At 71.7% G+C, this 18,620-nt stretch carries 17 protein-coding genes; 8 read left to right on the plus strand and 9 right to left on the minus strand.

Annotation, left to right across the window (positions count from 1 at the left end):
• Positions 1 to 72: 72 nt before the first annotated feature.
• The 3 genes from ACZ7LY_RS26950 to ACZ7LY_RS26960 are packed head-to-tail and all read right to left on the minus strand — an operon-like array spanning position 73 to position 4,727.
• Complete coding sequence (locus tag ACZ7LY_RS26950; RefSeq protein WP_471627304.1) at positions 73 to 1,629, minus strand: S8 family peptidase; 1,557 nt, start codon at positions 1,627 to 1,629, stop codon at positions 73 to 75.
• Between the two features lie 45 nt (positions 1,630 to 1,674).
• On the minus strand, positions 1,675 to 3,186 hold the full coding sequence (locus ACZ7LY_RS26955; protein WP_471627305.1) for a S8 family peptidase: 1,512 nt from the start codon (positions 3,184 to 3,186) through the stop codon (positions 1,675 to 1,677).
• Positions 3,187 to 3,197: 11 nt separating this feature from the next.
• The gene (locus tag ACZ7LY_RS26960) at positions 3,198 to 4,727 is read right to left on the minus strand and encodes a S8 family serine peptidase (RefSeq protein WP_471627306.1); all 1,530 of its coding nucleotides are present in this window, start codon (positions 4,725 to 4,727) and stop codon (positions 3,198 to 3,200) included.
• 349 nt (positions 4,728 to 5,076) lie between these two features.
• Between ACZ7LY_RS26960 and ACZ7LY_RS26965 the strand changes: the two genes are divergently transcribed.
• The 3 genes from ACZ7LY_RS26965 (at position 5,077) to moaA (ending at position 8,298) form a co-directional block, all read left to right on the plus strand.
• Complete coding sequence (locus ACZ7LY_RS26965) at positions 5,077 to 5,445, plus strand: DUF485 domain-containing protein (protein WP_471627307.1); 369 nt, start codon at positions 5,077 to 5,079, stop codon at positions 5,443 to 5,445.
• Positions 5,442 to 7,064, plus strand: coding sequence for a solute symporter family protein (locus ACZ7LY_RS26970; protein ID WP_471627308.1), 1,623 nt, complete (start codon positions 5,442 to 5,444; stop codon positions 7,062 to 7,064). Before ACZ7LY_RS26965 ends, ACZ7LY_RS26970 begins: the two co-directional genes overlap by 4 nt.
• Before the next feature lie 235 nt (positions 7,065 to 7,299).
• Positions 7,300 to 8,298: a GTP 3',8-cyclase MoaA gene (moaA, locus tag ACZ7LY_RS26975; RefSeq protein ID WP_471627309.1), complete on the plus strand. Its 999-nt coding sequence runs from the start codon at positions 7,300 to 7,302 to the stop codon at positions 8,296 to 8,298.
• Positions 8,299 to 8,317: 19 nt separating this feature from the next.
• On the opposite strand, the gene ACZ7LY_RS26980 is transcribed toward moaA, so the two are convergent.
• Positions 8,318 to 8,575: a hypothetical protein gene (locus tag ACZ7LY_RS26980; RefSeq protein WP_471627310.1), complete on the minus strand. Its 258-nt coding sequence runs from the start codon at positions 8,573 to 8,575 to the stop codon at positions 8,318 to 8,320.
• Positions 8,576 to 8,946: 371 nt separating this feature from the next.
• Positions 8,947 to 9,306 carry a DUF3099 domain-containing protein gene (locus tag ACZ7LY_RS26985; RefSeq protein ID WP_471627311.1) on the minus strand — a complete coding sequence of 120 codons (360 nt, stop codon included), beginning with the start codon at positions 9,304 to 9,306 and terminating at the stop codon, positions 8,947 to 8,949.
• Positions 9,307 to 9,532: 226 nt separating this feature from the next.
• Between ACZ7LY_RS26985 and ACZ7LY_RS26990 the strand changes: the two genes are divergently transcribed.
• Complete coding sequence (locus ACZ7LY_RS26990) at positions 9,533 to 9,808, plus strand: GlsB/YeaQ/YmgE family stress response membrane protein (RefSeq protein WP_471627312.1); 276 nt, start codon at positions 9,533 to 9,535, stop codon at positions 9,806 to 9,808.
• A gap of 139 nt (positions 9,809 to 9,947) precedes the next feature.
• On the opposite strand, the gene tyrS is transcribed toward ACZ7LY_RS26990, so the two are convergent.
• From tyrS to ACZ7LY_RS27005, 3 genes are read right to left on the minus strand one after another with little or no spacing between them, the layout of a single operon-like run.
• Entirely contained in the window at positions 9,948 to 11,219 is a 1,272-nt protein-coding gene (gene tyrS / locus ACZ7LY_RS26995; RefSeq protein WP_471627313.1) for a tyrosine--tRNA ligase, read from the minus strand.
• Positions 11,220 to 11,272: 53 nt separating this feature from the next.
• Positions 11,273 to 12,667, minus strand: a complete 1,395-nt coding sequence (locus tag ACZ7LY_RS27000) for a metallopeptidase TldD-related protein (protein ID WP_471627314.1) — start codon at positions 12,665 to 12,667, stop codon at positions 11,273 to 11,275.
• Positions 12,664 to 14,190 (minus strand): TldD/PmbA family protein, encoded by a 1,527-nt coding sequence (locus ACZ7LY_RS27005; RefSeq protein WP_471627315.1) that lies wholly within the window; start codon positions 14,188 to 14,190, stop codon positions 12,664 to 12,666. Before ACZ7LY_RS27005 ends, ACZ7LY_RS27000 begins: the two co-directional genes overlap by 4 nt.
• Before the next feature lie 261 nt (positions 14,191 to 14,451).
• On the opposite strand from ACZ7LY_RS27005, the gene fabG reads away from it, so the two are divergent.
• From fabG to ACZ7LY_RS27020, 3 genes are all read left to right on the plus strand, one after another.
• The gene (gene fabG, locus ACZ7LY_RS27010) at positions 14,452 to 15,168 is read left to right on the plus strand and encodes a 3-oxoacyl-[acyl-carrier-protein] reductase (protein WP_471627316.1); all 717 of its coding nucleotides are present in this window, start codon (positions 14,452 to 14,454) and stop codon (positions 15,166 to 15,168) included.
• A gap of 3 nt (positions 15,169 to 15,171) precedes the next feature.
• Positions 15,172 to 15,948: an enoyl-ACP reductase FabI gene (fabI, locus tag ACZ7LY_RS27015; protein ID WP_471627317.1), complete on the plus strand. Its 777-nt coding sequence runs from the start codon at positions 15,172 to 15,174 to the stop codon at positions 15,946 to 15,948.
• Between the two features lie 106 nt (positions 15,949 to 16,054).
• Positions 16,055 to 16,396 carry a hypothetical protein gene (locus ACZ7LY_RS27020; protein ID WP_471627318.1) on the plus strand — a complete coding sequence of 114 codons (342 nt, stop codon included), beginning with the start codon at positions 16,055 to 16,057 and terminating at the stop codon, positions 16,394 to 16,396.
• A 21-nt stretch (positions 16,397 to 16,417) separates the two neighbouring features.
• On the opposite strand, the gene ACZ7LY_RS27025 is transcribed toward ACZ7LY_RS27020, so the two are convergent.
• A complete protein-coding gene (locus ACZ7LY_RS27025) occupies positions 16,418 to 17,104 on the minus strand; it encodes a FadR/GntR family transcriptional regulator (protein ID WP_471627319.1) in 687 nt (228 codons plus the stop codon).
• 127 nt (positions 17,105 to 17,231) lie between these two features.
• Between ACZ7LY_RS27025 and ACZ7LY_RS27030 the strand changes: the two genes are divergently transcribed.
• A complete protein-coding gene (locus tag ACZ7LY_RS27030) occupies positions 17,232 to 18,518 on the plus strand; it encodes a CynX/NimT family MFS transporter (protein WP_471627338.1) in 1,287 nt (428 codons plus the stop codon).
• Positions 18,519 to 18,620: the final 102 nt, after the last annotated feature.

Below are 18,620 nucleotides of genomic sequence, written 5' to 3' on the forward strand. Positions count from 1 at the left end.
GCGCGCCCCCGCTCACACCGGAGGGCCGGGTGGCGTGCGCCACCCGGCCCTCCGACGTGCCCTGAACCGCCGCTACTTGGTGACCGCGGCGAGCGCGTCCGCCGTACCGGCGCCGTAGAAGCTGTTCTTGTTCTTGCCGCCCACGCACACCGCGTCGACCTTGCCGTCACCGTCGATGTCGTACGGGTCCGTGCACGCCGTCGGCGTCGCCTCCGCGTACAGCAGCGCCTTGACCTGGGCGGCCGAGGCGTGCGGATGCGTCGACTTGATGAGCGCGGCGACCCCCGCGACATGCGGCGAGGCCATCGACGTACCGGCCTTGTAGCCGTACTTGCCGCCCGGCAGCGTCGACAGGATCAGACCGCTGGTCGCCGGGGGAGCGGGCGTCTGGTACTTCGTGGAGTCACCGCCCGGCGCGGCGATGTCGATGACGTTCTTGCCCCAGTTCGAGTACGACGCCTTGATGCCCTTGGCGCCGGTCGCCGACACGGTCACCACGCCCGGGAGCTGCGACGGTATGTCGAAGCAGTCCTTGGTGCGGATCGTACGCGGTACGGGGTTGGAGTCGTCCGGCGAGGAGTCGTCGACGATCTCGTCCTGCGCGAGGTCCGTCGAGGAGTTCCCGGCCGCCGCCACGTTCACCGCACCCTTGCCCTCGGCGTACCGGGTGGCGCGGGTGACGGCGGTGACCAGGGCCTTCTGGTCGTCGTCCGTCACGCAGTTGAACAGCCACGGGTCGGTGTAGTAGCTGGAGTTGGTGACGTCGACGCCGTGGTCGGCCGCCCACACGAAGCCGCAGACGACGGCCTCCGCGTAGTACATGCCGGTCGCCGGCTCGGCCACCTTCAGGCTCGCCACCTTCACGCCGGGCGCGACACCGGTGACCCCGACGCCGTTCTTCGCCGCCGCGATCGTGCCCGCCACGTGCATGCCGTGGTCGGACTCGCCCGCGACCGGCCGCCACGCGTCGCCCTTCTGCACGGGGACGCCGCCGAGGCAGCTCGCCGACGCCTTCCGGTCGAAGTTCGGCGCGATGTCCGGGTGGGTGTCGTCGACGCCCGAGTCGAGCACGCCGACGGTCACCTTCGGACTGCCGAGCGTCTTCTCGTGCGCCTGGTCGGCCTTGATCGCCGGCAGGTCCCACTGCAACGGCTCCAGCGGGTCCTGCGCCGAAGTCGCCCGCGCGGCGGCCTTCTTGGCCTCCGCCGCCGTCAGCACCTTCTGCGTGGCGATGTCGTCGCTGGACTGCGCGGCGAGCGGCGCGGTCCGCGTGGCCCCGGCCGACTGGACGCCGCGCACCGCACGGACCGTCCTGGCGAAGTCCGGGTTCTTCGCGTGCACGACGATGACGCCGATCTTGTCGTACGCGATGACGACCGTGCCGCCGGCCTCGGCGATGGCCTTGCGCACGGACGCCGTGTCGCCCTTGCCGGGGCGGACGTTGACGATGTAGCTGAGTTCCGGGCCGTCCGCCGCCGCCCGCGCGGACGCGCCGCCGTCGGGGGCGGGGGCCGCCGTCGCCGCCGCGTTCGGCAGGAAGGCGAGTGCCGTCACCGCGGCGATGCCCAGCGGTACGGACACCGCCCGGCGCAGGCGTCCGCGCGGCTGCCGCGAGGTGGACGTCGTCATGAGCTCTCCCATCGTTTCCTACGGGTAAGTGCCGTACGTGCCGCGTTACTTGACGGCTTTCAGCGCGACGGCCTTCAGCGCGTCGACGATGCCGTGGCCGTAGAAGCCGTTGTGCTGCTTGCCGCCCGCGCAGACCGCGTCGACGACGCCGTCGCCGTCACCGTCGTACGAGGCCGGGCACGCCTGCGGGTCGGCCTGCCGCTTCAGCAGCGCCTCCAACTGCTGCGGGGACGACTTCGGGTGGCGCGACTTGAGCAGCGCGAGGACGCCCGTGACATGCGGCGCCGCCATCGACGTGCCCTGCTTGTAGCCCCACTTGCCGCCGGGCAGCGTGGACAGCACGCGGCCGTTGGCGTCGGGCGTACCGGCGGGCTTGAGGCTGTCGCCGCCGGGCGCGGAGACGTCGATGACGTTCTGCCCGTAGTTGGAGTAGAACGCCTTGGCCTTGGTGACGCCGACCGAGGAGACCGTCACGATGCCGGGCAGCATCTCGGGCGCGATCGGGCACTTCGCCGGGTCGACCGTGCGCTCGACGGGGGTGCCGTCGTCGGGGCTCGAGGTGTCGACCACCGAGTCCGCCGCCAGGTCGTCGTTGAAGTTGTGCGCGCTCGCCACACTGGTGACGCCCTTGTCGCGCGCGTAGCGGATCGCCCGGCTGACGGAGTCCACCAGCGCCTTCTGGTCGGCGTCCGTCACGCAGTTCATGTACCAGGGGTCGGAGTAGTAGCTGTTGTTGGTGATGTCGATGCCGTGGTCGGCCGCCCAGACGAAGCCGCAGACCACGGACTCCGTGTAGAACATCTGCGAGCCCGCGTCCGCGACCTTGATCGCCGCGATGCGCACCCCGGGCGCCACCCCGGCCACGCCGACCCCGTTGCGGGCGGCGGCGACGGTGCCCGCCACATGCGTGCCGTGGTCCGCCGACGCCTCCGAGGGCCGCCAGGCGCCCGGCGAGGCGTCCGGCTTGCCGCCGACACAGCTCGCCGACCGGTCGGCGGAGAAGTTCGGGGCGAGGTCCGGGTGGGTGTCGTCCACGCCGGTGTCGATGACGCCGACCGTCACCTTCCGGCTGCCCGCCTCGACACGGTTCGCCCGGTCGGCGCCGATCAGCCGCATGTCCCACTGGTTGGGCTCCAGCGGCTCCTGCCCCGCCGTCGCCTTCGCGCTCGCCCGCGCGACACCGGCCGCGTCCAGCGCCTTCGTCGTGCCCGTCTCGTCCGTGGCGGACGACGCGAGCGGCGCCGTACGCGTCGCGCCCGCGCTCGCCACCCCGCGCACGGCCCGCATGACGCGGCCGAACTCCGGGTTCTTCGAGTGCGCGACGATCACACCGATCTTGTCGTACGCGATGACGACACTGCCGCCGGCCCGTCCGATGGCCCGGCTGACCTCGGCCGAAGTGCCGTGCCCCGGACGGACGTTGACGACGTAGCTGAGCAGCGGGCCGTCCGTGGCGACCGGGCCCGGCGCGGCGACCGCCTGCGGCACGATGGCCAGGGCGGTCGCCGTCACCAGACCGGCGCAGGCGGCGAGGGACTTCGTCAGACGCGTTCCCATCCGCCCGCCCCTCACTTCTTGACGGCCTTCAGGGCGTTCACGATGCCGTAGCCGTAGAAGCCGTTGCGCTGCGTGCCGCCCTCGCAGACCGCGTCGACCTTGCCGTCGCCGTCACCGTCGTAGGACGCCGGGCAGGTCTCCTCATCGGCCTGCGTCTTCATCAGCGCCTGGAGCTGCGCCGGGGACGCCTTCGGGTGCGCCGACTTCAGCAGCGCGGCGACGGCGGCGGCGTGCGGCGACGCCATGGACGTGCCCTGGAGCCAGCCGTACTGGTTGCCGGGCAGCGTCGAGAGGATGCGGCCGTTCTTCGACGGGGTGTCGGACGGGCTCTTGTACTTGTCACCGCCCGGCGCGGCGATGTCGATGACGCCGTTGCCGTAACTGGAGTAGTACGCCTTCGCGTTGGTCACGCCCGTCGAGCTGACCGTGACGACACCGGGGAGCTGGGTCGGCACGTCGAAGCACTTGTGCGGGTCGATCGTGCGCGTGACCGGCGTCGAGTCGTCCGGGCTGGACGTGTCCACGATCGCGTCGGAGTCGAGGTCGTGGTTGGAGTTGCCGGCGGAGGCGAAGCTCAGCGTGCCCTTGTCGCGGGCGTAGCTCTGCGCGCGGTTCACCGCGTCCACGATGGCCCGCTGGTCGGGGTCGCCGACGCAGTTGTACATCCACGGGTCCACGTAGTAGCTGTTGTTGGTGACCTCGATGCCGTGGTCGGCGGCGAACACGAAGGCGCACACGACTGCCTCCGGGTAGAACATCTCGCTCACCGGGTCGGCCACGCGGATGCCCGCGACCTTCACGCCCGGCGCGACACCGGCGACGCCGATCCCGTTGCGCGCGGCGGCGATCTCACCGGCGACGTGCGTGCCGTGGTAGTGGTCGGGGGAGGCGGGACGCCAGGCGCCCGGCGAGGTGTCCGCCTTGCCGCCGACACAGCTCGCCGACTGGGAGGCGGAGAAGTTCGGGGCGAGGTCCGGGTGGGTGTCGTCGACGCCCGTGTCGATGACGCCGACCGTCACCGAACGGCTGCCCGGGTTGATCGCGGCGGCCTTGTCGGCGCCGATCGCCCGCAGGTCCCACTGGTCGGCCTCAAGCGGCTCCTGGCCCGAAGCGGCCTTCGCGCCCAGGGACTTGACGTCCGCCGCCGACAGCTTCTTGACCGCGCCCTCGTCGGTCGTGCCCGCCGGGGTGAGCGGTGCCGTACGCGACGCGCCCGCCGACGCGACCGCCTTCGAGGCCCGCACGCGCTGCGCGAAATCGGCCTTCGACGAGTGCGCGACGACGACGCCTATCTTCGCGTACGTCTCGACTATGGAGCCGCCGGCCGCCGTTATCGCCTGCTGTGCGGCGGCGATCGTCTTGCGGTCGGTGCCGCGCGCGTTCACCACGTAGGCGTACGCGGACTCCGAACCGGCGCTCACCGCCGGGGAGTCGGCGGGCGCCGCCGCGGCCGTGGACGGCAGGAAGCCGAAGGAGGCCGTGAGCGCCATGCCGATCGGCAGGGCGAGGGCAAGGCGGCGTCTGGCAGGCAGATGAGCCATGGGATCTCCACATCATCCGTCGTATGAGGCGAATACGGAAAAGCCCGAACACAAGTGGTGCCCGGGCAGGTACATGACGCGTGGTGCGGTGCGAACGTATCTCTAGTCCCCGCAGGTCAGCAACGAGTTCAGAAAGAAATAAAGGGAGTTGAACCACGGCGGCCGTGCCTCCGTGCCGTTGAGCAAGGGGTACGGGAGGGCTTCGGCCCCCTGTCGCAACCCGGCGAGTGGCCCTACCATCTCGACCCGGCCCATGTGATCCACATCACTGCGAGCCGTCGACCCCGCATGAGCGCGCACCCCCACGACCGCCGACCGAATGACCGCACACGCACCGCGAGGAGACTCCGTGGCCACCGACGCACCACCACCGCAGAAGGGCAGCCCGGACGCCCGTCCCGACCTGCCCTCCACCGAGGCGTTCGTCGAGGCGCAGCAGAGCGCGGAGTTCGGTGAACTGCGCCGTGCGCACCGCTCGTTCGCCTTCCCCCTCACCGTGGCGTTCGTCGCCTGGTACCTGCTCTACGTCCTGCTGTCGAACTACGCGGGCGGCTTCATGGGCACCAAGGTCGCCGGCAACGTCAACGTCGCCTTCGTCCTCGGCCTCGGCCAGTTCCTCACCACGTTCCTCATCGCCTGGTGGTACTCGCGGCACGCCGCCGCCAAGCTCGACCCCAAGGCAGAGGCCATCAAGTCCCGTATGGAGGGCGGCGCATGAGCCCCGTGACCACCCTGGCCGCCCAGCAGGCCAGCGAGCACCGGCCGCTGATCATCAGCCTGTTCGCGGTGTTCGTCCTCGCCACCCTCGTCATCACCGTGTGGGCCGGACGCCAGACCAAGAGCGCCGCCGACTTCTACGCGGGCGGGCGGCAGTTCACCGCCTTCCAGAACGGCCTCGCCGTCTCCGGCGACTACATGTCCGCCGCGTCCTTCCTCGGCATCGCCGGCGCCATCGCCCTCTTCGGCTACGACGGCTTCCTCTACTCCATCGGCTTCCTCGTCGCCTGGCTCGTCGCGCTGCTCCTCGTCGCCGAACCGCTGCGCAACTCCGGCCGCTACACCATGGGCGACGTCCTCGCCTACCGCATGCGCCAGCGCCCGGTCCGCACCGCCGCGGGCGCCTCCACCATCGTCGTGTCGATCTTCTACCTGCTCGCGCAGATGGCCGGCGCCGGCGTCCTCGTCTCGCTGCTGCTCGGCATCACCTCCGACGCGGGCAAGATCCTCATCGTCGCCCTCGTCGGCGTCCTGATGATCGTGTACGTGACCATCGGCGGCATGAAGGGCACCACCTGGGTGCAGATGGTCAAGGCGGTCCTGCTCATCGCCGGCGCCATCCTGCTGACGTTCCTGGTGCTGCTGAAGTTCCACTTCAACATCTCGGACCTGCTCGGCACCGCCGCCACCAACAGCGGCAAGGGCTCGGCGTTCCTGGAGCCCGGCCTCAAGTACGGCGCCACGTCCACGTCGAAGATCGACTTCATCTCGCTCGGCATCGCCCTCGTCCTCGGCACCGCGGGCCTGCCGCACATCCTCATCCGCTTCTACACCGTGCCCACCGCGAAGGCCGCCCGTAAGTCCGTCAACTGGGCCATCGGCATCATCGGCGCCTTCTACCTGATGACCATCGCGCTCGGCTTCGGCGCCGCCGCCCTCATCAAGCCCGCCGAGATCATCGCCTCCAACCCGGCAGGCAACACCGCCGCGCCACTGCTCGCGCTGCACCTCGGCGGCACCGACTCCAACTGGGGCGCGATCCTGCTCGCCTCCATCTCGGCCGTCGCCTTCGCCACGATCCTCGCCGTCGTCGCGGGCCTCACCCTCGCCTCGTCGTCGTCGTTCGCGCACGACATCTACGCCAACGTCATCAGGAAGGGCCAGGCCACCGAGAAGGACGAGATGCGGGCCGCCCGCTGGGCCACCGTCTTCATCGGCATCGTCTCCATCGCCCTCGGCGCCCTCGCCCGCGACCTCAACGTGGCGGGCCTCGTCGCCCTCGCGTTCGCCGTCGCCGCCTCCGCGAATCTGCCGACGATCCTGTACTCCCTGTTCTGGAAGCGGTTCACGACAGGCGGGGCGCTCTGGTCGATCTACGGCGGCCTGTTCACCGCCGTGTTCCTCGTCCTGTTCTCCCCGGTCGTCTCCGGCAACCCGAAGACGTCCATGTTCAAGGGCGTCGACTTCCACTGGTTCCCACTGGAGAACCCGGGCATCGTCTCCATCCCGGTCGGCTTCCTCCTCGGCGTCCTCGGCACGTACCTCTCCAAGGAGAAGGCGGACAAGGGCAAGTACGCCGAGCTCGAGGTCCGCTCCCTGACCGGCACGGGCGCCCACTGATGCGTACGGCCAGGTCTGTACGTACCTGCCTTGTACGTACCTGCCCTGTACGGGCCTGACTCGCACGGGCCTGACCTGTACGAACGCACTCCCGCCGCCGCGCCCCCGTCGCCCTGGGCTGTAGATCCCTACGACGGGGGCGCGGCGCGCTCGTGGGATCACCGGCCTGTCGTTGTCAGACCCGTCACGTAGGCTCGGAGGCGTCAGGAAGAACTCGCTCAGGGAGGGGGCCCACGTGCTCATCGACACCTTCGGCCGGGTGGCCACCGACCTGCGGGTCTCGCTGACCGACCGGTGCAATCTCCGCTGCACGTACTGCATGCCCGAAGAGGGCCTGCAATGGCTGGCCAAGCCCGACCTGCTCACCGACGACGAGATCGTGCGGCTGGTCCGCATCGCCGTCACCCGCCTCGGCATCACCGAGGTCCGCTTCACCGGCGGCGAGCCCCTGCTGCGGCCCGGGCTCGTCGGCATCGTCGAGCGGGTCGCCGCCCTCGACCCCCGCCCCCGTATGTCCCTCACGACGAACGGGATCGGCCTCAAGCGCACCGCGCAGGCGCTCAAGGAAGCCGGCCTGGACCGGGTCAACGTGTCGCTGGACACGCTGCGCCCCGACGTCTTCAAGACCCTGACCCGCCGCGACCGCCACAAGGACGTCATCGAGGGCCTCGCCGCCGCCCACGACGCCGGCCTCACCCCGGTGAAGATCAACTCCGTGCTGATGCCCGGGCTGAACGAGGACGAGGCCCCCGAGCTGCTCGCCTGGGCCGTCGAGCACGGCTACGAGCTGCGCTTCATCGAGCAGATGCCGCTCGACGCCCAGCACGGCTGGAAGCGGGACGGCATGATCACGGCGGGCGACATCCTGGCCTCGCTCCGCACCCGCTTCGAGCTGACGCCCGAGGGCGCCGACGAGCGCGGCTCCGCGCCCGCCGAGCGCTGGATCGTGGACGGCGGACCGCACCGGGTCGGCGTCATCGCCTCCGTCACCCGCCCGTTCTGCTCCGCCTGCGACCGCACCCGGCTCACCGCCGACGGACAGGTGCGCACCTGTCTGTTCGCCACGGAGGAGACCGACCTGCGGGCCGCGCTGCGCGCCGAGGCCCCGGAGAACAGCGACGAGAACATCGCGCGGCTGTGGAAGACGGCGATGTGGGGCAAGAAGGCCGGCTCGGGCCTCGACGACCCCACCTTCCTCCAGCCCGACCGCCCCATGTCCGCGATCGGCGGCTGACGGCTCCGAAGGGCAGGCCCTAGTCGCCGGCGGGCTGTTCCCTGGCCTGCCACTCGGTCAGCGGGACGACCTCCTTGAGGAAGCCGCGTATCCCGAGGAACTTCGTCAGATGCTCCCGGTGCTCGTCGCACGCGAGCCAGGTCTTGCGCCGGTCCGGCGTGTGCAGCTTCGGGTTGTTCCACGCGAGCACCCATACGGCGTCGCTGCGGCAGCCCTTGCCCGAGCACGGGGGCGTCTCCGGGGAGGACTGGGATGCGGAGAGATCATCGAGGTTCACGACCTCCACCCTACGGCTCCTGGAGAGCCCCGGGTGCCGCCGACGAGGGACCCCGCACACGGGCCCTGAACGGCCCTGGAATGGGCGACGCCGAGCAGCCACGGGGGGAGCTGCCCGGCGTCGGTCCGTCGCTCCGACGGGGGATGCGGAGCGCGTACGAAGTATGTCACGGGGGACCCGGTGCCCGGCACCGGAACCACATGATTGATCTGAGCTTTTCTTGAGCTTGGTGGACCGCTTGCCGCCGCTGTGCAGACGCCCCGGCCACCCTGTCCGACCCGCCGAACCAGGCCGTCGAACCAGGCCGCCGAACCAGCCCGCGGGGCTCTCCCCGGGGCTCGTCCCTCGGACCCGTCCCTCGGGCCCGTCCGTCAGACCCGCTCCTCCGGAGCCGGCTTCGGCTCCGGCGTCGTCCCCGCGCCCGGCGCGGCCGTCAGCGCGGGCCGCGACGCGGCCGGCACGAACGTCGACGGCAACGACGTCACGTTCTCCCGGCCCGCGTTGGCGATGACCACGGCCACGTACGGCAGCAGCGCGCCGAGGATCAGGGTCACGATCGCCACATGGCGCTCCACGTTCCACAGGACCGCCGTCAGGATCACGGCGACCGTGCGCACGCCCATCGAGATGACATACCGGCGCTGCCGGCCGCGCACGTCCTCGGCGAGCCCGGTGCGGGCACCGGTGATCCTGAAGACCTCCGCCGTGCCACCGCCACTGTGCTTACGCATCACGCTCCACCGCCCGCCGACTCGCCGGACCCTCCCCGGTCCGGACCCCTTCTTACGGTACGCCGGGGGTCCCCGGCCCACGAGAGGGGGGCGCCCGACGAACGGCGCGGGCCACCTGCGCCGCAGCGCGTATGGCGCCGCCCGACATGCGCCGTATGGCGTACGGAACGAAACTGATCACAGGTGCGCAGGCGCGCACTCTCACGCCGCATGAGGAGGCGACGGCATGAGTTGGTTGTGGGCGATCATCGTGGGCCTGGTACTGGGTCTGATCGCGAAGGCGATCCTGCCGGGCAAGCAGCAGATCCCGCTGTGGCTGACGACCGTGTTCGGCATCATCGGCAGTGTGCTCGGCAACTGGGCGGCCACCGGCCTCGGCGTCAACGACACCAAGGGCATCGACTGGACCCGCCATCTGCTCCAGTTGATCGGAGCCGTGATCGTCGTGGGCGTCGGCGACGCGGCGTGGACGGCCCTGCGCGGCAACAGGAAACGGGCCTGACGCGCATCCGGCACCCGGCGCGGATCACCCGGACCGCCCCTTGTGCGGGCGGCCCGGAAAACGCCGAGGGCGCCGCCCCCTCCCGCGCACCCGCGCGAAGGGAACGGCGCCCTCGGCCTTGCCGTACGCCGCGAGGGGGTCAGCCCGTGTACTCCACCGCGGCCAGGTTCTTCTTGCCGCGCCGCAGCACCAGCCACCGCCCGTGCAGCAGGTCCTCCGCGCCGGGCACGAAGTCCTCGGCGGCCACCTTCACGTTGTTCACGTAGGCGCCGCCCTCCTTCACGGTCCGGCGGGCCGCCGACTTGCTGGCGACGAGACCGACCTCGGCGAACAGGTCCACGACCGGAAGCAGTTCGCCGACCCGCACCTTCGGCAGCTCCGACAGCGCGGCGGCGAGCGTCTTCTCGTCCAGGTCCGCGAGATTGCCGTCGCCCTGCCCGAACAGCGCCTTCGACGCCGCGATCACGGCCGCCGTCTGCTGCTCGCCGTGGACCAGCGTCGTCAGCTCCTCGGCCAGCGCCCGCTGCGCCGCGCGGGCCTGCGGACGCTCCGCGGTCTGCGCCTCCAGCTCCTCAAGCTCCGCACGCGAACGGAACGAGAGGATGCGCATGTACGTGGAGATGTCCCGGTCGTCCACGTTCAGCCAGAACTGGTAGAACGCGTACGGCGACGTCATCTCCGGGTCGAGCCACACGGCCCCGCCCTCGGTCTTGCCGAACTTCGTGCCGTCCGCCTTCACCATCAGCGGCGTGGCGACGCAGTGCACCGACGCCTCCGGCTCCAGGCGGTGGATCAGGTCCAGGCCCGCCGTCAGGTTGCCCCATTGGTCGGAGCCGCCCTGCTGGAGCGTGCAGCCGTAGCGGCGGTACAGCTCGAGGAAGTCCATGCCCTGGAGCAGCTGGTAGCTGAACTCCGTGTAGCTGATGCCTTCCTGCGACTCCAGGCGGCGGGCCACGGAGTCCTTCGTCAGCATCTTGTTGACGCGGAAGTGCTTGCCGATGTCCCGCAGGAACTCGATCGCCGACATGCCGGCGGTCCAGTCCAGGTTGTTGACCATCGTCGCCGCGTTCTCGCCCTCGAAGTCGAGGAACGGCTCGATCTGCGCGCGCAGCCGGTCGACCCAGAGCCGGATCGTCTCCGGGTCGTTCAGCGTGCGCTCGGCGGTCGGGCGCGGGTCACCGATCTGGCCCGTCGCCCCGCCCACCAGCGCCAGCGGACGCAGGCCCGCCTGCTGGAGCCGGCGCATGGTCAGCACCTGCACCAGATGCCCGACGTGCAGGGACGCGGCGGTCGGGTCGAACCCGCAATAGAACGTGACCGGACCGTCCGCGAGCGCCTTGCGCAGGGCGTCCTCGTCAGTGGACTGGGCCCAGAGGCCGCGCCACTTCAGCTCGTCGACGATGTCCGTCACGGTGCCGTGTCTCCTTGAACAGGGTGGATGGTGTCCCGGCCAGTCTATGGGTGTCAGACCCCGGGGCTGACCGAGCTCATGTTGAAGTCGGGGACCCGCAGCGCGGGCATCGCCGCCCGGGTGAACCAGTCGCCCCACTCGCGCGGCAGCGTCCGCTCGGTGCGCCCCGCCTCGGTGGCCCGGCCGAGCAGGTCCACCGGCGACTCGTTGAACCGGAAGTTGTTGACCTCGCCCACGACCTCGCCGCCCTCGACGAGGTAGACGCCGTCACGGGTCAGCCCGGTCAGCAGCAGCGTCGCCGGATCGACCTCCCGGATGTACCACAGGCAGGTCAGCAGCAGCCCTCGCTCGGTGTCCGCGACCATGTCAGCGAGCGAGCGGTCCGAGCCGCCCTCCAGGAGCAGATTGCCGCCCGAGGGCGCCACCGGCAGCCCGGTCAGCGCCGCGCTGTGCCGGGTCGTCGCCAGATGTGCCAGCTCACCGTCCTCGATCCAGCGGGTCGCGCCGACCGGCAGGCCGTTGTCGAACACGGACCCCGCGTCGCCCGAGGCGCGGGCCAGGACGAACGGCGCGCACTCCAGACCCGGCTCGGCGGGGTCGCTGCGCAGCGTCAGCGGCAGCGGGCTCAGCCGCTCCCCGACCCGGGTGCCGCCCCCCGGCCTGCTGAACACGGTCCGGCCCTCCGCCGCGTCCCGCGCCCCCGACGACCACAGCTGGTAGATGAACAGGTCCGCGACCGCGGTCGGCGGCAGGAGCGTCTCGTACCGCCCGGCGGGCAGCTCGATCCGCCGCTGCGCCCACCCGAGGCGCGTCGCCAGTTCCGCGTCGAGCGCCAGCGGGTCCACGTCCCTGAAGTCCCGCGTCGCCCGCCCCGCCCATGCGGAGCGCCGGCGGTCGGGGGACTTGGCGTTCAGCTCCAGCGTCCCGGTCGGCTGGTCGTGCCGCAGCCGCAGGCCCGTGGACGTGCCGAGGTAGCTGGACGTCATCTGGTGCTGCGCGAACCCGTACAGGTCACGGCCGCCCGCGCGGGCCCGCGCGAACGCCTCCCCGAGCGCCGGCGCGAACGCCGAGAACACCTGCGCCGACGTCTCCGCGGGCCCCTCCGTGAACGCGGGGGAGTGCTCGGCCCCCGTCACCAGCGGCCGCGCGTCCTCGGCGGGCCCGGCCTGCGCGGCGGCCTCCTCGGCGGCCCGCACCAGCGGCTCCAGGTCGTCGGCGGTCACGGCGGTACGGGAGACGACGCCGCTCGCGGTGCCCTCCTTGCCGTCCACGGTGGCGATCACCGTCAGGGTGCGGCCCCGCGTCACCCCGTTCGTCGTCAGCGAGCTGCCCGCCCAGCGCAGATGCGCGCTGGAGGTCTCGTCGGCGATGACGGCACAGCCGTCCGCCCGGGACAGTGCGAGGGCCCGCTCCACGACCTCGTACGGCTTGCTCACGCGCGGACTCATCGACCGGCCTCCTGCGTCGTATTAAGGATGGTGACGCCCTTGAACAGGGCGCTCGGGCAGCCGTGGGAAACTGCCGCGACCTGGCCCGGCTGGGCCTTGCCGCAGTTGAACGCGCCGCCGAGGACGTACGTCTGCGGGCCGCCGACCGCCGCCATCGACCCCCAGAAGTCGGTGGTCGTCGCCTGGTACGCGAAGTCCCGCACCTGCCCGGCCAGCCGCCCGCCCCGGATCGCGTACGCCCGCTGCGCGGTGAACTGGAAGTTGTAGCGCTGCTGGTCGATGGACCACGACCGGTCGCCCACCAGATACAGGCCCCGGTCGACCCCCGCGATCAGATCGTCCGTCGCCAGGCCGCCCGGATCCGGCTGGAGCGACACGTTCGCCATCCGCTGCACCGGCACATGGGCGGGGGAGTCGGCGTACGCGCAGCCGTTGGAGCGCTCGAAGCCGGTCAGGCGCGCGATCCTGCGGTCGAGCTGGTAGCCGACCAGCGTGCCGTCCTTGATCAGGTCCCAGGACTGCGCGGCGACGCCCTCGTCGTCGTAGCCGACGGTCGCCAGGCCGTGCTCGGCGGTCCTGTCGCCCGTCACGTTCATCAGCTCCGAGCCGTAGCGCAACGTCCCGAGCTGGTCGAACGTGGCGAACGAGGTGCCCGCGTACGCCGCCTCGTAGCCGAGGGCGCGGTCCAGCTCCGTGGCGTGCCCGATGGACTCGTGGATCGTCAGCCACAGGTTCGACGGATCGACGACCAGATCGTACGCGCCCGCCTCGACGCTCGGCGCCCGCATCTTCTCGGCGAGCAGCTCCGGCAGCTCGGCCAGTTCGCCGTCCCAGTCCCAGCCCGTGCCCGTCAGGTACTCCCAGCCCCGGCCCGCCGGCGGCGCGAGCGTGCGCATCGAGTCGAACTCGCCGCCGGGTCCGTCCACGGCCACCGCCGTGAGCTGCGGATGCACCCGCACCCGCTGCTGCGTGGTGACGGTGCCGGCCGTGTCCGCGTAGAACTTGTTCTCGTGCACGGCCGTCAGCGAGGCGTCCACATGGGTCACCCCGCGCGCCCCGAGCAGCCGCGCGCTGTACTCCGCGAGCAGCGCCGTCCGCTCCTCCTGCGGCACCGAGAACGGATCGACCTCGTACGAGGAGACCCAGGTGCGGTCCGCGTGCACCGGCTCGGGCGCCAGCTCCACCCGGTCCGCGCCCGCCCCGGCGGCCTCGCTCACCCGCGCGCTCAGCTTCGCCATCTCCACGGCCCGCGAGGCGACCTTCGCCGCCGCGTCCATCGTCAGGTCCACGCCGGAGGCGAACCCCCAGGCGCCGCCGAGCACGACCCGCACCGCGTACCCCAGGTCGGTGGCGTCGGAGGTGCCCGCGAGCCGCGCGTCGCGCAGCGTCAGCTCCGCGCTCCGCACCCGCTCCAGGCGGAAGTCGGCGTGCTCGGCCCCCAGCGCGCGGGCGCGCGCGAGCGCGGCGTCGGCGAGGGCCCGCAACGGGAGCGCCGTGAAGGCGTCGTCGATCGTACGGTGCACGAAGGTCTCCCTGTAGTCCGTCTGTCGTCCTGTCGTCCGTCCGGCGCCCGTCGCGCGGAGCGGACCGGAGAGCGGACCGGAGAGCGGACCGGTCCGGCCGGCCGCCCCGATCATGTCGCGCGGCGGGGGTGCGCGGCCAGCGTTTTCTGTAGGGACCCGACAGGGAGTCGGGGACGCGACTGTCGGTGGCCGATTCTCCGTACACCTGGTCGTACCGATAGGTTCTCGAAGTACCACCACCGCTATCGAAAGGGTGATCCGTTGAGCCGCTCGGTTCTCGTCACCGGAGGAAACCGGGGCATCGGCCTCGCCATCGCCCGCGCGTTCGCCGACGCCGGCGACAAGGTCGCGATCACGTACCGCTCGGGTGACCCCGCCGAACTCGAAAAGCTGGGCTTCCTCGCCGTCAAGTGCGACATCACCGACAGTGAGCAGGTGGAGCAGGCCTACAAGGAGATCGAGGAGAAGCACGGCAACGTCGAGGTCCTCGTCGCCAACGCCGGCGTCACCAAGGACCAGCTCCTGATGCGCATGTCCGAGGAAGACTTCACGTCCGTCCTCGACACCAACCTCACCGGCACCTTCCGCGTCGTCAAGCGCGCCAACCGCGGCATGCTGCGCGCCAAGAAGGGCCGCGTCGTGCTGATCTCCTCCGTCGTCGGCCTGCTCGGCTCGGCGGGACAGGCGAACTACGCCGCGTCGAAGGCGGGCCTTGTCGGCTTCGCGCGCTCCCTCGCCCGTGAACTGGGCTCGCGGAACATCACCTTCAACGTCGTCGCCCCGGGTTTCGTCGACACCGACATGACCCAGGCGCTCACCGACGAGCAGCGCGCGGGCATCGTGTCCCAGGTGCCGCTCGGCCGGTACGCGCAGGTCGAGGAGATCGCCGGAGTGGTGAAGTTCCTGACCTCCGACGACGCCTCGTACATCACTGGAGCCGTCATCCCGGTTGACGGCGGACTGGGAATGGGTCACTGAACCATGGCTGGAATCCTCGACGGCAAGAAGATCCTCATCACCGGTGTGCTGATGGAGTCCTCCATCGCCTTCCACACCGCGAAGCTGGCCCAGGAGCAGGGCGCGGAGATCATCCTCACCGCCTGGCCCCGGCCGACGCTGACCGAGCGCATCGCCAAGAAGTTGCCGCACCCCGACAAGGTCAAGGTGCTGGAGCTTGACGTCTCCAACGACGAGCACCTCGCCCGTCTCGAGGGCCAGGTCCGCGAGCACCTCGGTGACCGCCTCGACGGCGTCGTCCACTCCATCGGCTTCGCCCCGCAGGACGCGCTCGGCGGCAACTTCCTCAACACGCCGTTCGAGTCCGTGGCCACCGCCATGCACGTCTCGGCGTTCTCCCTGAAGTCGCTGACGACGGCGCTGCTGCCGCTGATGACCGAGGGCGGGTCCGTCGTCGGCCTCACCTTCGACGCGCAGTTCGCCTGGCCGCAGTACGACTGGATGGGCCCGGCGAAGGCCGCCCTGGAGGCCACCAGCCGCTACATGGCCCGTGACCTCGGCAAGCAGGACATCCGCTGCAACCTGATCTCGGCGGGCCCGCTCGGCTCGATGGCCGCCAAGTCCATCCCGGGCTTCAGCGAGCTGGCCGCCGTGTGGGACAGCCGCTCCCCGCTGGCCTGGGACCTCAAGGACCCGGAGCCGGCCGGCCGCGGTGTCGTCGCGCTCCTGTCGGACTGGTTCCCGAAGACGACCGGCGAGATCATCCACGTCGACGGCGGCCTGCACGCCATCGGCGCCTGACCGTCCGAAGGACCCCGCGCCCCACCGGCGTGGGCTCACCCGATCGGCCCACCGGCCGCGCGACCCGAGGGGGCCTCCCCGCACGCTGAGTGCAGGAGGTCCCCTCGTGCGTCTGCCCCACCGGATCGCCCCCGCCGTGGCCGCCGCCCTGGCCCTGCTCGTCGCCGCGCCCGCGCCCGCCGCCGACGGCACCGCGCCCCGGCGCCCCGAACCCTTCGGCGCCCAGTGCCGCGTCGCCGTCGCGGGCGACCGGGTGAGCGCCGTGTGCCACAACCCGTACCCGCGCGCGGACCGGGTCGCCCTGCACGTCGAGTGCGCCCGCTGGTGGGACATCGACACCGACACCCGCCCGGTGACCGTCGGCGCCGCCGAGACGGTCCGCCTCTCGGGCCGCTGCTGGAAGACCGTCCGCGGCGCCTGGTTCACCCACCACAAGGCGCCGGCCTGAACACCGCCCGGCGCCCCCGGCTCAGGCGGGCGAGGTCAGCCGGCCCGGGCGGCACAGGAACGGATAGCCCGCCGCCTCCGCCGCGGCCGCCTCCGCGTCCCCCGCACGGATCGCGTCGACCAGCGGCCCGTGGTCCATGTGGCTCTCCGCGGACAGCCGCTCGCCCACGTCCTCGCGCAGCCAGTCCAGCAGCACCTCGCCGAGGTCCGCGTACATCGCGGTCATCACGTCGTTGTGCGAGGCCGCCACCACCGCCAGATGGAACGTGGCGTCCGCCGCCACGAACGCCTCCGTGTCCCCCGACTCCCACGCGTCCTGACGCCGTACGAGCAGGGCGTCGAGCTGCTTGAGATCGCGCTCGGTACGGCGCTCCGCGGCGAGCCGCGCCGCGCTCGACTCCAGCGTCGCCCGCAGCTCCGCGATGTGCCGCGGGTCGGCGCCCGCGAACCGCCGCTGCATCACCCCCGCCAGCTCGCTCGTCGCCACCACGTACGTGCCCGAGCCCTGCCGGATGTCCAGCACGCCGTTGTGCGCGAGGGCGCGGACCGCCTCCCGCACCGTGTTCCGCGCGACCCCGAGCTGCTCCACCAGCTCCGGCTCCGTCGGGATGCGGGAGCCGACCGGCCACTCGCCGCCGGAGATCTGGGCGCGCAGGGCGGAGATGACCTGCTCGGACAGGGCCGAACGCTGGGGCGAGGTCAGCGGCATGACGTTCCTTCGTGCTTGCTCGTACGGACAGGAGAGCCGGGGCTCCCAGTGTGACGCAGCCGGATTGGACAACCAATCATCCCATGATTCTAAGATGGGCCTCATGGCTAGTGAGGAAACCCCGACGATGGCACCACCGAACGTCCCGACGACCCCCGCGCGCGAGGAGCAGAAAGCCCCGCGCGTCTGGGCCCTGCGTCTTGTGACCCTCGGCATCGTCCTCGCCGCGCTCAACCTGCGCCCGGCCATCACCAGCCTCGGCGCCCTCCTCGAAGAGGTCCGCGACGGACTCGGCATGAGCGGCGGCGTCGCCGGCCTGCTCACCTCCGTGCCCCCGCTCTGCTTCGCGGTCTTCGGCGGCCTCGCCCCGCGCCTGGCCAAGCGGTTCGGCCCGAGCGCCATCGTCTGCGCCGGCATGGCCGCCATCGCAGGCGGCCTCGCGCTGCGCCCCTTCGTCGGCAACACGGTCGCCTTCCTCGTCGCCACGGCCCTCGCCCTCATGGGCATCGCCGTGAGCAACGTGCTGATGCCGGTGATCGTCAAGCGCTGGTTCCCCGACCGCGTCGGCTCCATGACCGGCGTCTACTCCATGGCCCTGGCCGCCGGCACCTCGCTCGCGGCCGCCGTCACCGTCCCCGTCACCGACGCCCTCGGCGGCAACTGGCGCACCGGGCTCGCCCTGTGGGCCGTCCTCGCCGTCGCGGCCGTCGTGCCCTGGCTGCCCATCGTGCGCGCCAAGGACGCGGCCCCGGCCGAGCCCGGCGCCCCCCTCCCCGGCGCCGCCGCGCCCGCCGCCCCGGCCGCCGAGCTGCGCATCACCCGCTCCCGTACCGCGTGGGCCCTCGCCTTCTTCTTCGGCCTCCAGGCCACCGCCGCGTACATCACCATGGGCTGGATGGCGCAGATCTACCGCGACTCCGGGGTCTCCGCCTCCACCGCGGGTGTGCTGCTCGCCGTGATCATGGTGATGGGCGTGCCGCTCGGCTTCGTCATCCCGCGCACCGCCGCCCGCCTCAACCAGCAGGGCCCCATCGTGGTCCTCCTCGGCCTGTGCGGACTCGCCGGCTACGCGGGCCTGTACTTCGCCCCCGCATCCGGCGCCTGGGCCTGGGCCATCCTGCTCGGCTTCTCCAACTGCGCCTTCCCGCTCGCGCTCACCATGGTCGGCATGCGGGCCCGCACCGGGGCGGGCGTCGCCAAGCTCTCCGCGTTCGCCCAGTCCACGGGCTATCTGATCTCGATCCCCGGCCCGCTCCTGGTCGGCGTGCTGAACCAGAGCACGGGCGGCTGGGGCGTCCCCATCGCGTTCATGGCCGCGCTGATGATCCCGCAGATCGTCGTCGGCGTCTTCGCGGGCCGCAACCGCACCATCGAGGAAGAACTGGCCCCGGCCCCCGCGCCCGAGACCGCCTGACCCGCGTACACCCGTACGCCCGTACGTCGATGCGGTACGGGGAGCGGGTACGGGACAGCCGGGCGCGGCGACCGGTGGGCGGGGGCTGGCGTCGGGGCGTAC

Source organism: Streptomyces sp. NPDC107550, from assembly GCF_055639095.1.

Excerpts from the sequence above, each read along its gene's own strand:
- ACZ7LY_RS26990 (WP_471627312.1), top strand. The coding sequence starts at position 9,533 with ATGAGTTGGTTGTGGGCGATCATCGTGGGCCTGGTACTGGGTCTGATC.
- ACZ7LY_RS26950 (WP_471627304.1), bottom strand. The coding sequence starts at position 1,629 with ATGACGACGTCCACCTCGCGGCAGCCGCGCGGACGCCTGCGCCGGGCG.
- fabI (WP_471627317.1), top strand. The coding sequence starts at position 15,172 with ATGGCTGGAATCCTCGACGGCAAGAAGATCCTCATCACCGGTGTGCTG.
- ACZ7LY_RS27000 (WP_471627314.1), bottom strand. The coding sequence starts at position 12,667 with ATGAGTCCGCGCGTGAGCAAGCCGTACGAGGTCGTGGAGCGGGCCCTC.
- ACZ7LY_RS26955 (WP_471627305.1), bottom strand. The coding sequence starts at position 3,186 with ATGGGAACGCGTCTGACGAAGTCCCTCGCCGCCTGCGCCGGTCTGGTG.
- ACZ7LY_RS26960 (WP_471627306.1), bottom strand. The coding sequence starts at position 4,727 with ATGGCTCATCTGCCTGCCAGACGCCGCCTTGCCCTCGCCCTGCCGATC.
- ACZ7LY_RS26985 (WP_471627311.1), bottom strand. The coding sequence starts at position 9,306 with ATGCGTAAGCACAGTGGCGGTGGCACGGCGGAGGTCTTCAGGATCACC.
- ACZ7LY_RS27030 (WP_471627338.1), top strand. The coding sequence starts at position 17,232 with ATGGCACCACCGAACGTCCCGACGACCCCCGCGCGCGAGGAGCAGAAA.
- ACZ7LY_RS26970 (WP_471627308.1), top strand. The coding sequence starts at position 5,442 with ATGAGCCCCGTGACCACCCTGGCCGCCCAGCAGGCCAGCGAGCACCGG.
- ACZ7LY_RS27025 (WP_471627319.1), bottom strand. The coding sequence starts at position 17,104 with ATGCCGCTGACCTCGCCCCAGCGTTCGGCCCTGTCCGAGCAGGTCATC.